Below are 13,762 nucleotides of genomic sequence, written 5' to 3' on the forward strand. Positions count from 1 at the left end.
CGGTTTCGGGGGCAGAAGCAGGCGCCCGTTGCACGGACCTGAGCCGGGGGCGAATCAACACGTGCCGCAGTTGGCGCAGGACATGGCATGTCCTGGCGGCCCAGGTAGGTACCACGTGACTCCGGCTACCGGTGGCGACCTGTCACGGTTCGCAGACCTGGCGGGCCGTGAACATCGGAGCGCCGACCGTGTGCTCGATGTTCCGGATCTCGGTGGCGGTGGCTTCGTGCCAGCCCTGCCCGAACTGGGCGGGGTCGAACCGCGGGTTGGCGGAGGCATCCAGGAGCTTGACGTTGAATTTCGTGTTGTTGCCTCCGAACTGGCTCACGATCGCGCTCCTGCCGGACCGGACCCCGTGAAGACAGGCCCCGTCGCTGAAGAGGAACGCATCGAAGATCGTCACCTTGCGGCCTTGGACTGAGGTCACGATGACTTCGCCCCAGTACGTGTCGTAGTCCTTGTCGTAGGTCAGATTGCGGACGTAGGTGCGGTTCTTGACGGCGCCCTTCATGGAGCCGGGCGATGCAACCTCGGTCCACGGCAGCAGCACGTCGGGGGTCCCGCAGGCGACGGCGCCGGCGGGCTTCCTGGCATAGTGGAAGCGGATGCCCTTGGCCGACACATCCCAGGCCAAGGGCCGCGGGAAGTTGCCGGCGGCGGGGTTCAAATCTCCGACGCACTTTCTCTTTGAGGAGGCGAAGTTGTTGTTCACCGCCATCCTGGTGGTGATGTCGTTTCCCGAGACGAAGGTGGACATACCAACCTTCTTGCCGGTCTTCAGGTCCAGCGTGAAGGAACGAGCGTTGCTTGTGGCGGTGCCGCTACACGCGTATGTCGAGTACCGCATGGTCACCGATGCGTATCGGCCCTTGTAGACGCCCATGCTGCCGGGCCAGGCGTTGAAGGTGGCGGTCTTGCTTCCCTTGCACTTCCCCTGGCGTTTGGCATTGAAGGTCTTCAGCTCGGCTGCGACGGACTCCATGGCGTAGGTGGTGAATTTCTTGCGGTTCGTGGCACTGGAGAACTGAAGGGCGGGGAGCCTGGTTGTCCTGACGGATTTGTTCGGCTTGCCGGTGGTCGTGGTCTTCTTTGCGCCGACGGTGATCCTTGGCGACTCGGCCGCCGCGGCCAACAATGAAGCAGCCTGGCCGGCCTGGACGTGGGCAGCCTGCTGAACAGCGAGTTCTGGTGGCGCCAGGGCCAATGTCCCAAAGACCAAGGCACCCGATGCAACTACGGAAACGATTCTCTTCACGATTCCCCCAGGGTGGGTGAGTAGCGGAAAACGCCATTGGCACTCAGGCAAGAGACCCATTGTTTGCTTGGCTCGGTGATTCGCCTGGGTGAACAACGTCCGGTGAGGATTCAGCTTGGTTTCGGTGGTGAGGATCCCTGCGCTTGAGGAAAGCCCGCCACACACGTGAGTATCGGCAGGAGCGCACCAGTCATGTTGTGGCCGCTTTTATCGTCTCAGGTTCTCACACCGTGGGCGGCTGTCGTTGCCGAGTGCTGCTCGGCCACCAGGTACTCCTCCACCGCCTTCTCGGGTACGCGGTAGGACCTGCCGAAACGTACGGCCGGCAGCTCGCCGGCATGCACCAACCGGTAGACCGTCATTTTCGATACCCGCATGGCCACGGCGACTTCGGCCACCGTGAGGTAGTGTGCTTCCTCGAACCTCTGCAGATCAATCATTGCGACCCCAATCGATTCGTCCATCGTCCCCGCGACGGAGCAGTTAACTTGCATACCTTCAACCACAAGTACAACGTTGTGCACTAGGTAAGCACAAAGAGTCCCCGGGCACTAGAGGGGGAGTGCCGCAAGAAAACCGGGTCGTGTCTCGGACGCGGGTCGAATTGTCCTTCCCATTCAACGCCCAACAGGGCATCGGGCGAATGATCGTGAATTTTCCTTTGGACTGGCCCGCCACAAAGGGCCCAAATGTTGGTCACTGCGTGCTCGAAAAGAGCAATCGTGTTGCTTTCCAAAGGACCAGGCAGGGCACTGAGCTGATCCCGGGTGGCTTGGGGATATTGCACCCGCTGCCTCAAACACCGCACAGAGCCAACTTCTATGGATGACATTGCATTCGTGTCCGGCAAGGTCACCGAATCGACTTCGTCCGCTGGACCTGCCCGGCGTTTTCATGGTCACAAGGGCTATCCATCGACGTAGCGTGGACGTTGACCACTGCCGTTCACCGTGTCGTTGATTCCCGGTAGCAGGGACGTGAAATCGGTCGAGTAGATACCGTCCTCGATCGCCTGGGCGACCGCAAACACGCGTAGGTCATCGAAAGCGCGCGCCACCACTTGTACACCTGTCGGTACCCCGCTCGAGGATGTTCCGCTGGGAACGCTGAGCACGGGGAGCTGGCCCAACATGTTGAACGGGTAGGTCATGAACCAACCCTCGGCGATTTGGGTAGGTACTGGCTCACCGTTGATCTCCAGATCAGGGTCCAGCGGCGACCGGTCGGCGCGCACGGACGGAACCGCCGTCGTGGGACAGAGGAACGCGTCGTAGTCTTCAAGGATCGGGCCGAGGTCCCGATACATTTCCCGGTGAGTTTCGGTGGCATTGAAGAGTTCGGACGCGGTGAGCAGCTTGCTCTTGGCGATCACGTCGGCTGAGTAGTCGGCGAGCTCCCCGCGGTCTCGCTCGAAGTCGGGCACGAAACGGGCTGCTGATCCACGGCTGGACATCGAGGCTGCCCAGGCATCGAACACTTTGGTGCCCCAGCCCAGTGTCACTTCCTCGACCAAGCACCCTCGAGAACGGAGCCCCTCGACGATGTAGAGCAGGTTGTCGCGGACCTCGTGGTCTACGGGGAAGTACCCCAGATCGAGCGAGTAGGCGACCCGCCAGCCGCTGATGTCGTAGGTCCGCGAGTAGTCCACGACCTCGGCCAGCGTGCCAATGTCATCTACGTGCCGGCCGGAAATCTGCGACTGCATGAGGCGGATGTCGTTGACGGTGCGTGCGAGCGGGCCATAGTGCATATAAGGATCGAAGATATCGGGGCGATCGTTGGGGTTCCGCCCGTAAGGGGCCTTGTAGCCGTAGACACCGCAGCATGATGCGGGGATGCGGAGGGAACCGCCATTGTCATTTCCGTCGGCGATCGTGGTCATTCCTGCAGCAAGTGCAACTGCCGACCCCGCGGATGACCCGCCTGGCCCGAAGTCCGTGTTCCAGGGGTTTCGGGTGACGCCCCACAGCGGTGTGTAGCAGTTGGCCGCCTCGGCGAATTCGGGCAACGTCGTGCGACCAATCACTACGGCGCCGGCACGAAGAAGTCGCTCGACCCCGGGATGCGTATAGGTGGCCCGGTTTTCCGCATAGAGCCTGGATCCGTATGTGACAACGTGCCCGGCAATAGGAACATTGTCCTTCACCGCGAGGGCGATGCCCTCGAGCGGCCGGGCCGTTCCGTCGCCGTAGCGGCTGTCTGCGGCGTGGGCTTCCCGCATGGCCTCCTCAGCGTAGACAGCGGTGAACGCATTCACCTTCGGGTTCTCCGATTCGATTCGTGCCAGCAGCGCGCTCATCAGCTCCGATGGCCGCAGCGTGCCCGCGCGAAATCGTGCCAGGGCTTCCGTCGCGGAGATGTACACCAGCGGATTGTCAGGCATGGGGTTTTCTCTTTTCTTTCTTCCGTGCTCGATATTGTCGACGGTTCATGGGCGATTATGCGAAGGTCGTTCCCGCGGACTCTCGTGGTTCAGATGGTTCCGCAGAACCGGGCCTCATACAACCACGTGAGCGGAGCCGATGCCGGCCCGGCGATTCACTCCTGTCGGTTCAACCTGTCGTAGCGGTGACCCCACGCGGTCAAATCATCTGCCCCAGCATGTTCGACCGCCCGGGACCGTGCACCGCGCGATCGGCACGGTGCGCTAAACGTCCCAAAAGGTTTCGTGAAGTGGTGCATCTGAGCCGACGAGTTTCATTGTGGAATTCTTTCGTGCCGCACCGCATCGGCATCGATATCGTCCCCATCTGTCTCGACCGTGATGGCGAGGTTCGCGTAGATCTCAGGCCGGCGCTTGCGAAGGTACAACCCGCGGGCCAGGCCGCCGCCTGCGGTCACGATTGTGATGATCGTGACGAGAACGTTCACGGCAGGCACGCCACCGGAGTAGAAATGGAAGTTGCCAACGACGAGTATGACGCCGACGACGAGCGCCATGAAGGCCAGGCCCGGGGCAATGAGGGTGCGCCAAACTCCCTCCTCCGGGTGTGTCCTCCGCAGATAGATGATGCACGCCAATGCGCAGAGGGCCCAGAGCGTCATGATCGCAATGAATCCGATGGCACTGCCGACCAGTACCAGTCCGGTGTAGGGGTCGACTGACCAAGCAGTGCAGCCTATGAGCACGATCAATGCAAGGCCGCTTTGGAAAAGGCTCGCGACCCAGGGGGACTTGGTCTTCGGATGGGTCATCCCGAACGAACGTGGCAACATTCCTTCACGGCCCAGTGCATAAACGTACCGGTTGGAAACATTGTGTAGTGCGAGCACCGCTGCAAACGCGCTGAGGATCAGCAGGATGTTGACAATCTCGAACACAAACGGGTTCATCAGGCGCTCGAAGAGGTTCAGCACCAAGCCCTCGAGATCTCCCTCGGCGGCGCCTGCGATGTCGCCTGCGCCGTATGCGGTGACGATGGCGAAGGTTATGAGGCTGTAGAAGAGGCCGACGAAAGCCACCACGATGTATGTAGCACGGCGAACCGTACGGGAGCCACCCTTCACTTCTTCCGCATAGATTGCCGTCGATTCGAAGCCGATGAACGCGCCGAAGATGAGCGCGAACATTGCGAGGCTTTCAGGGCGGAACACCGTGGTAGGCGCGAACGACTGGAGTGGTAGCGGCCCGGAGCTCGGCGTGGTGAACACTGCAACCACCAGGACAACCAGCGAAAGGATCTCGAGCACCAGCACGATTCCGAGAACTTTTGCGCTCGCAGTGATTCCCTTGAGCCCGAGGAACCCGATGACGACCAGGACGGCGAGCCCGTAGGCCCACCAGGGCAACGAGATGTTGAACCAGCGTACGAAGCAATCCGCCGTGTAGATGGCGAGCAGACCGTAGGTCAGGGCCTGCAGCGCGTTGTAGGCGAGGACTGCGAGCATTGCCGACATCGTACCGATCGGCTTGCCGAGCCCGCGGGCGATGATCGTGTAGAAGGCGCCCGAGCTCCGCAGGTACTTCAGGACGGTGGTGAGACCCACCGCGAACAACATCATCACGATACCGACGACGATGTAACCGCCCGGCAGCGCGTTGCCTCCGATAAGGAAGTGCAGGGGCATCACAGCTGCAACCAGAGTCAGTGGTGCCACGGAAGCAAGGGCGGTGAGGACAAGCTCCGGCAAATTCATTGCACTACTGGCTAGTGAATTGCCTGGCGCATTCACAACTGCGGGTTTGGGCATGGGGGAGTTCCTTTACTCGAGGCTTGTGCGTGATTCGATCTGGTTCCGGTTGCTTCAGTGCCGTCACGACGGTCGGTCTTGTTTGTGGGGGCTTGGCACCTGCAGAGGTCCAAGGGCGTCAACGTGGAACCTGTGGAACGCCGACCGTAGGATCAAGTGTGATTGTGTTGTGCGCGTCACACCATGGACCGGTTGGTGGAAACCGCGTTAGTGCTTCATAGATTTGTCCAAAGCCGGCGAAGCACGAGTTTCTGGACAACCAAGCCGGATGGCCCCACACGGCTTCGTTGCACAACTAAGGGTTCCTCGGGGATTCCATGTTGGACAGGTGCGATGGATCCATGCCCGAGCAGAGTGTTGACCGGGAAGTGGGATGGCGGCATCTCTGACCTGCGCTGTGGGATTGAATGGGAGCCAACCAACGGTTCACTGGTTGGAGCGCGAAACCGCTGCCGACCGAAATGCCCGGAAGTCCGACTGCCCCTCAAAACACACTCCATTGCGTCTTCACCGTTCGTGGTGGACTGTGAATCCGTCGCCCAGCGCTGGAGAATCGAGCTGATGCTCGAGAGGCAGGCGACAGTCGCCGTCACGGAGACGACAGACCACCAGGGTTCCGGAAGCCCAACACCTGCTCGTTCTGACAGCCATTGAATGGTCTATCGTCAATGCGGTCCGCACCGCAATCCAGGACAGCCGCGAAGCAGTGCACACTCGGCCCACGGCTCATGGCAACTAGGTCATTCCCCGTGGGCAACGGCTGGGCCCGTCGCTGCTTGGACGACCCCGGGCCCAACGCCCAGACCCCGTTTGCAGCATGGATACGGAGAGTCCCATGGTCGGGGTCGTCCTTCAGGGACTGCTGTCGCTTCCGGCGCGGGCCGGCGGACGGTGTTTCTTGCTGTTGAACCTGCGGATGAAATTCTCCTTGGCGTTGATCGGGTCGCAGCTTCAAGGAGTTCTAGTGGTGGGTTGGCGCGAACATCCTGAGGAGGGTTTCGACAACGACCACATTTGGCCCGTCAGCTTGGAAGCTTGCACGCAGGGCTTCCTGCACGTTCTCCGGCGAGGTGCGGATGGCGGGGATTCCGAATGACTCAGCAAGCTTGACGAAATCGGGTCTCGCCAGCTCTGTGGCGGTTGCCTTGCCGAACGCATCTATCATGTATTCGCGCAGAACGCCGTAGCCTCCATCATCGACGATCAGCCACGTCACGGAGACATTGTGCTGTTTGGCCGTGGCCAATTCAGCAACGGAATACATGGCAGACCCGTCTCCTGAAACGGCCAGCACCCTGCCTGCAACTCCTTTGAGGTCCAGCCCGACGGAGGCGCCGATTGCTGAGGGGAAGCCGTAGCCAAGCCCGCCGGCACCCTGGGCGGAATGGAACTGCCCTTCCTGGGCGTTCCAGCAGCTCCAACCCCAGTAGGCGGCTATCGTCATGTCCCAGAATGTCTGCATGTCGGACGGGACAGCTGCGCGAAGGTCGTCCATGAACTGCATTTCCTTGCCGAGGTCCTGGGCGTTCAGTCGCTGCCTGACTTTGGCCAGCGACTGGCTGACTTGCTGCTCCGGCGTCTGGTCGTTCCAGGTGCGGCTGGAACTGACCGGGCCCGTGTCGTTGTCCGCCGCGAGGGCTGAACTGATCGCTTCCAAGGCCTGGCGTGCGTCGGCCCGGATTCCGAGGGCCGTTCGATTGGATTCTAGGACGCGCGGCTCGGCATCGATCTGGATGATTCGACCGCGGGGCTCGAACGTGAAGTAGTTGGAAGTCACTTCACCCAAAGAGGACCCCACGACGAGCAACACGTCGGAGTCTTCCAGCAGGTCCGTCATGTGTCTGTCCTCGATCCACGACTGCAACGACAGGTCGTGGTTCCACGGGAACGCTCCGTTGCCCCCGGGTGTGCAGATCACTGGGCTGCGCAATTGTTCGGCAACGGCGAGCAGCGCCTTCTCGGCACGGCCGCGCCGAACACCGCCGCCGGCAATAATCGCCGGTCGTTGGGAGCCGTTGAGCAATTTCACGGCCTCCGCTACCAACTCGGCGCGCGGCGGGTTGTCGGCGGCTTCAGCTAAAACGTCAATGACGGGCGGGGTGGTCACCGGGTCCAACAACACATTCTGCGGGATCTCAATCCACACGGGACCTTGAGGTGAGGAGATGGCTTCCGCCCAGGCATCCTGGATGGCCGAGGGGATGCCCGATCCTTGCTGGACCAATCGTTGGCTCTTGGTCACGTTCGCGGCAGAGGCCTTCTGGTCATCGAGCTGATGCAGCATACCCTTCCGGCGGGCACCCAGGCCTTCGGTGGGGATTTGGCTGGCAATGACCAGCAAGGGAACTCCGGTGGCCTGGGCCTCCTGCAGCCCGGCCAGCGATGTCAGGGCGCCGGGGCCAGTGGAGAGAAAGAGGACACCGACCTCACCCGTCGCCCGGGAGTATCCGTCCGCGGCGAAGGCCGAATTGTTCTCAACGCGGGATGACACGAACTCGAGGCTTCCACGCCCCATGGCATCGAAAAGGCCAAGTGCATGTTGGCCGGGTACGCCGAAGACTGTCCGGGCACCAAGCGCTTCCAGCGTCTCGATGACGAGGTCGCCACCATTGCGTAGGTCGGTGCGTGGATTGGCTTCAGCCGTTGCGGGAGGATTCATGGTTGGGGTCCTAGCTTTGTGGATTTTCGCGATCGCGTGGGTCGAGATGCGTTTGTCGGGTGCTTGCCGACGAGTCGACAACAAGCACGCAAGAGAAACGGGTGGTGGCGCAGGATGGCAAGACTTCCTGGGGGCTACCTCCGTTGGGCCTTAGGCAATCGGTGTCGCCATGGGTCGGACGTCGTATGTCAGGGAAATAGCGCGGCCGAGCACCGGGTCAGAAAGCTCCGCCCGCCATGCATCACCGAACTGGTTGACACCCTCCAGCATGTTGATGGTCCCGGAGAGCAGCACGGTGCCGGGTGCATGGAGGTTCCTTTCCTTCAAGACGGCTACCCAGTAGGACGGGGGAAGGAGATCGGCAAGGAAGCCGATTTGTATCTTTTCCTCCACCCCGTCATTGGTCACCCATGTGTTGAGGGTCAGCTGGTCGAGGTGGTTTTCCACTTCCTGAAGGGGCCATGCCTCGCGAGCGAGGACGTTGGGACAGGCGTTCTTCGACCAACCGATGTCATGGACCTCGAGTTCGTGGTCGGTGTGGTCCGATGCGAGAGTGAGTAGGGCCTGGCCTTCGTTTGCCAGGACGAGGGCCCATTCGGCTTCTCCGTAAGTCCTGCCGTGTTGGACGGGAACGGTGGTGCCTTGTTGCGCGAGGTATGGCGAAACGGGATACATCGTCGGCGTGACGCTCGGGGCAGGTACCCCGAGTACGGCAAGTTCCCTGACGTGTGCGGCGACTTGGTCCTGGCGGCGCCCGGCATATCCTGCGTTGAGCAGATGGACGACGTCGACGTCTATGGATTTTCCGTTGGGAAGTGCGAATGACAGGGACAACTGGACTCCTGGAAAGGTGTGGGGAAATGGTGATTGAGGAAAGGAACGTGAACTGGCGACCGACGGTAGCCGGGGTGCTGTTGGGTGGGCTAACCCACGGGGTTGTCTCACGCACGTTGCCCGTCCCGGTCCGTTGGAATGTCAGGGGCGGGCGACGTGCGCGGGAGAACCTTATGCAGAGGGCGGCCCCGCGGATGACTCCCAGAGCGACAGCCGGTGCCACGAGATAGCGCGTAGCTCGCGACTCAGAAGGCGTTGGGTCTGGGTTCCCTAGACGAAGTGCAAGGAAACGGCGCCGAGCTCACCGAAGTTCGCAACGACTTCGTCGCCTCGTCCAACTGGAAGGATCGAAGTCAGGGTTCCAGTGTTGTGGATGTGTCCGGCCTTCAGTCCGCCATGCACGGCATGTGCGTTTGCAAGCCATGTCATGGCCTCCAAGGGCCCGCTGAGCACGCTCGAGCCGACGCCGGTCCGGACTACTTCGCCGTTGAGGGACACCTCGACCTCGATGGTGCTGAGGTCCAGCGAGCGCCAGTCGTTGCACGGGGCGCCGACTACCAGCGCCCCGTCTGTGCCGTTGTCAGCGATTACCGAGTACGGCTCTTGGTCGCTCCAGTCCTTCAAATGCCCCGCGACGACCTCGATACTTCCGCAGACGCTTTCCACGGCCTGCGAGACTTCGTCTTCGGTATACGGCATGTCCCGGGGAGGCAGATCGCGGGCGAGGCGAAATGCTACCTCGGTTTCGATGACGGTCGGTGGGAAATCCTCGCTCTGGAGTGTGGCAGGGCTGTTGTGAACCAGGTGTTCAAAAAGTCGTGCGCAGTAGGGCTCCGAGATTCGCAGCATGCGCTGGATGATGGGGTTGGTTGCCCCGCAGAACCACCCTGTGACGGGCCAGTCGAGCTTGTCCGCGAGCAAGTCCGAGATCGCGTACCCTTCCTCTAGATTGCGGGGCTGGCACTCGATTGGAAGGCCGTCTATGACCCTGGTGTTGTGGCGGGCTTCAACGAGAATGTCGGCGGCCTCATGTAGTTTGCTGAGGCGGCCATCCGGGATTGTCTGCATTGGAATAATCTTTCTTTCGGGTATGGGTTTCCGCCGACGGACGGACGGATGCGGTTGGTTGTCGAACTTGGCGTCTGCCGGTCAAAGTGCCGGGCTGTGGGGGGCCCGCTGCTTGGACACTGCAGCTAGTATTTCGGCAGCTTCTTCCTTGGTTTCCACACTGGCGGGGGAGCCGAGCAACGGGCGGCGGGCAGTTTCACGCATGGTCTTGATTGCGATCGTTGCGCCCAGCGACAGGATGGCAAGGTAGAAAGCACCCGCGAGATGGTTGCCCGTGCTTTGGCTGAACCACTCGATAATCAACGGGGCTGTGCCGCCGAAGATAGACGACGCCAGGTTGTAGGAGATGCCCAGGCCGGAGGAACGCTGGGAGGTAGGGAATAAGGCCGGAAGCGCTGCTGCGAGGGAACCTTGATAGCAGGCGACCGGTACTCCGATGAGAACCAGTGCAAACATGACGCTGGGAATCGTTCCCGCGTTCAAGAGTGCAAATGCTGGAACGCCGAGCAGGATGATCCAGACCGCGGCGATCCACAGCACAGGTTTGCGTCCAATGCGGTCCGACAGCTTGCCGATCAAGGGCATTGAGAAAGCCATGACGAGCAAGACGGGGATGGAGACCAGGTTGCTTGAAACTTCGTTCAGGCCCTGCATTCCGGCAAGATACGTCGGCATGTAGGAGGTGAATACGTACCCTGCAGCATTTGCCGCGGCGGCAAGCGCCAGCACCTGGAGCATCGGCCGCCAATTGTCGCGGACGATCTGGAAGGGGTTGAGCCGGCGCAGTGGTGCGTCCTGATTTTCTTGTTCCTTGGTCAACACCTCAAATGCAGGAGTTTCGACAACTTTCATTCGGATGTATATCGCTATCAAACCAACAGGTCCGGCGATGAGGAAGGGAACCCTCCATAGGCCGTCAAGCATGGCCTGCTGTCCATACGCAACTTGCAGACCTGTGACGACAAGGGCGCCGGCCACGAACCCCAGGTAGCTGCCGCCGTCCAAGAACGCGGCGAAGAAGCCGCGCTTCTTATCGGGAGCGTGTTCGCAGACGAAAGTCAGGGCACCAGTGAGCTCGCCGCCGGCGGTGAAGCCTTGGATGATTTTTAGCGAGATCAGGAGTATCGGTGCGAGCAGCCCGATGGACTGGTAGGTGGGAAGCAAGCCAATCGTGAATGTCGCACAAACCACGACCGAAAGGGTGATGAAGAGGGTGCGTTGCCTGCCGATCCGGTCGCCCAACCATCCAAAGAACACCCCGCCAAGTGGGCGGAAGACGTAGGTCGCGGCGAAGGTGCCCAGCATGAACAGAACCTGCGACTCCCTGGAGGCTTCCGGAAGGAAAATCGGGCCCAAGGTGATGATGAGGTATCCGAATACCCCGACGTCGTACCATTCCATGAGATTGCCTACGAAGGTGCCACGCACTGCACGCCGCAGGGTCGTTTTGTCCACGATGTTTACACCCTGGAGGTGGTTATGAGGTGAAGCTAGCGGTTGCACGAAACAATCTCCTTGTGCGATTTGGTGTGGGTGATTATGGGGTGCTGCATGCCCCGAAGGGGGTGGAATGGCAGCAGTGGGAAGCAGCCGGGCTTGAAGCGGATCGGCCTTCGCACAGCCGCTGTCATCTCCGATGCCTCACGGTTGGTCGTGCTGGTGTGGACTGCCTCAGGGGTGACCGAGACGTTTATCGGCCCGGTCCGGTGCTGCCGGACCGTGAAGGCCCGGCGCATCGATCCAGTCATTATGGACACTGGGAAGCGCCGATTCGGCGCTGTCAGGCGAAATGAGAATTCGCTGCCCGGAGGCCGTAGCACCGACCTGCCCAACAGGCTTCGTGGCGATGCGAGTTGTCTTACCTGAACGAATGCCCGTGAGCGGGAAAACTTGAATTCGCGGATTCAAGCTTGTCTGACGGCCGTGCGTTCAGGTGCCGTAGCCCAGTCGGTTTGGTGGGTGCCAGGACATCAGCGTTAACCCTCCACCGAGAGGCGCATCCTGAACCCGGCGAATCCGGGTGCTGCCCTCCATAGTCATGTTGCCTCCTTGGAGGTTTTGTCGTTTCTAGGTTCCTGCCAATGGCTTTTGCCGACTCGAGCGGGAAACGAGCTGATGGAACAAGTTTGGCGGTGTTATGGTCGTCACACCATCAGCGGAGTGGTGAAAATGGCCATCCGGATTCACTATTTCGTCCAAGGATCGACTCGCATTTGCTTGCTACTCTGACGAAAAGCCCTAGAAAGGTGACGAAAATGCCTGTGACCGTGGCCGATCTCATTGCACGTCCTGAATTCAACCTGAACTGCGTGGCAGGCCATGCCGCCCTCGGCAACCAGGTCGGTTGGGTTCACGTGTCCGAGGTCCTGGATCCCACCCCTTGGCTGCAAGGCGGCGAGTTCCTGATCAACTCAATGCTGGAACGTCGTGAGGGCGCGGCGCTGGAGCACTACTTCGACTCCTTGCTTGATATGGGTATTGCCGCCCTTGGCTGCGGCATTGGCGTAACCTATCCAAGGGTTCCCCAGAGCTGGCGGGACCTCGCCGATAGCCGTGGCATTCCCTTGATCGAGATACCGCTCGAGACTCCATACATCGCGATCTCACAGTTCGTCGTCAGCCGCCAAGCCGATGAACAACGCAAGCAATTCGAAATGACTCTTGCGATGCAGGCGGAACTTGCAACCACAGTGGTGACGGAGCAAGGCGCGCTCGAAGTGCCGCGCCTGCTCGCCCGGATGCTGAGTGGTTGGGCGGCAATAGTCGAAGCTGACGGCTCGGCCAGTACGTTGGCCGGTGCCGGCGCCCGAGAATCACTCGCGGCGATCGCCCCCGATATCTCGCGTTACCACCGCATGGGTGGACTCTCCGCAGGGTCTGTCATCTATGCAGACAGGGAAGCCCTGATCTACCCCCTCGGTGCGGGACCGGTCAAGCGTCTTCTGGCCGTCGGGAGGGGGCAGCGTTTCGACCCGTTCGAGCGCGTGATTGCATCCACTGCGGCGTCCTTGCTCACCCTTGCCGCTGCACGCAGCAGCCGCATTTCTCCGCAAGAGCGTCGTTTGCGGGAGCTGCTGCTGCACGAGATGAAACTCGGAGACCTCGGATCGGTTTACGGCATAGAACCACATCGTCCGGTGGAAGTGGCGGTAGTGCTTGGACTGGCGACCAGAAGTGATCCGGACCTCGACTATGCGGAAAGCACTCTCGGGGACTTGCGTGTGCGAGCCGTATCCGCGGCCATGGGGCCGGACCGCACCGTTTTCATCGCCCAGCATTTGACGGACGGTCACATTGACTGGGCGGAAGCAGGAATGCCGTCACCCGGCCAAGCCATGGGTCTTCGCCGCGGGTTGAGCATCGCGGAACTTGAACGGTCACTCCGCGAGGCCGACACTGCCGCCCGGCATGCCAGATCCATGGGGGAGGCAGTGGTTGACTTCGAGGAACTCGGCGGGCTCGCTCGCGTCCGCTCAACCTTGGATGAGTTCGCACTCAATGCAACCGCTGCCTTCCGCGACGAGGTATTTGCTCATGCGGATACGGAGACGATAGCTGCATTGGAGTCCTACCTCTCGCACAACGGTGGCCTGGCTGCTGCGGCGGATTCGCTGGGAATCCATCGGCAAACCTTGCGCAGCAGACTTCAACGAGCCTCCGAAATGTTCGGCATCGATCTCGAATCGCCCGACGATAGGGCTGCACTGTGGCTGACCATCCGCGCTCGCGGAGCGGACGGATAGACCCAGACAGCA

General features: G+C 61.0%; 9 protein-coding genes. 1 reads left to right on the plus strand and 8 read right to left on the minus strand.

What is annotated here, in order from left to right; all coding sequences use genetic code 11:
• Positions 1-142 precede the first annotated feature (142 nt).
• From ACSYDW_RS11335 to ACSYDW_RS11370, 8 genes are all read right to left on the minus strand, one after another.
• Positions 143-1,255 (minus strand): hypothetical protein, encoded by a 1,113-nt coding sequence (locus ACSYDW_RS11335; RefSeq protein ID WP_438338840.1) that lies wholly within the window; start codon positions 1,253-1,255, stop codon positions 143-145.
• Positions 1,256-1,470: 215 nt separating this feature from the next.
• Positions 1,471-1,695 (minus strand): helix-turn-helix domain-containing protein, encoded by a 225-nt coding sequence (locus tag ACSYDW_RS11340; RefSeq protein WP_438338841.1) that lies wholly within the window; start codon positions 1,693-1,695, stop codon positions 1,471-1,473.
• A 467-nt stretch (positions 1,696-2,162) separates the two neighbouring features.
• Complete coding sequence (locus ACSYDW_RS11345; protein WP_438338842.1) at positions 2,163-3,638, minus strand: amidase; 1,476 nt, start codon at positions 3,636-3,638, stop codon at positions 2,163-2,165.
• Between the two features lie 314 nt (positions 3,639-3,952).
• Positions 3,953-5,446, minus strand: a complete 1,494-nt coding sequence (locus ACSYDW_RS11350; RefSeq protein ID WP_438338843.1) for an APC family permease — start codon at positions 5,444-5,446, stop codon at positions 3,953-3,955.
• A 961-nt stretch (positions 5,447-6,407) separates the two neighbouring features.
• Positions 6,408-8,105, minus strand: coding sequence for a thiamine pyrophosphate-binding protein (locus ACSYDW_RS11355; protein WP_438338844.1), 1,698 nt, complete (start codon positions 8,103-8,105; stop codon positions 6,408-6,410).
• A gap of 150 nt (positions 8,106-8,255) precedes the next feature.
• The gene (locus ACSYDW_RS11360) at positions 8,256-8,939 is read right to left on the minus strand and encodes a DUF2848 domain-containing protein (protein WP_438338845.1); all 684 of its coding nucleotides are present in this window, start codon (positions 8,937-8,939) and stop codon (positions 8,256-8,258) included.
• A 270-nt stretch (positions 8,940-9,209) separates the two neighbouring features.
• A complete protein-coding gene (locus tag ACSYDW_RS11365; protein ID WP_438338846.1) occupies positions 9,210-10,007 on the minus strand; it encodes a 2-keto-4-pentenoate hydratase in 798 nt (265 codons plus the stop codon).
• A gap of 81 nt (positions 10,008-10,088) precedes the next feature.
• Positions 10,089-11,408 carry an MFS transporter gene (locus ACSYDW_RS11370; protein WP_438338847.1) on the minus strand — a complete coding sequence of 440 codons (1,320 nt, stop codon included), beginning with the start codon at positions 11,406-11,408 and terminating at the stop codon, positions 10,089-10,091.
• A gap of 854 nt (positions 11,409-12,262) precedes the next feature.
• On the opposite strand from ACSYDW_RS11370, the gene ACSYDW_RS11375 reads away from it, so the two are divergent.
• Positions 12,263-13,750 carry a PucR family transcriptional regulator gene (locus ACSYDW_RS11375; protein ID WP_438338848.1) on the plus strand — a complete coding sequence of 496 codons (1,488 nt, stop codon included), beginning with the start codon at positions 12,263-12,265 and terminating at the stop codon, positions 13,748-13,750.
• Positions 13,751-13,762 lie beyond the last annotated feature (12 nt).

The sequence above is a fragment of the Paeniglutamicibacter selenitireducens genome (assembly GCF_051550675.1).
Classification (GTDB): Bacteria; Actinomycetota; Actinomycetes; order Actinomycetales; family Micrococcaceae; genus Paeniglutamicibacter.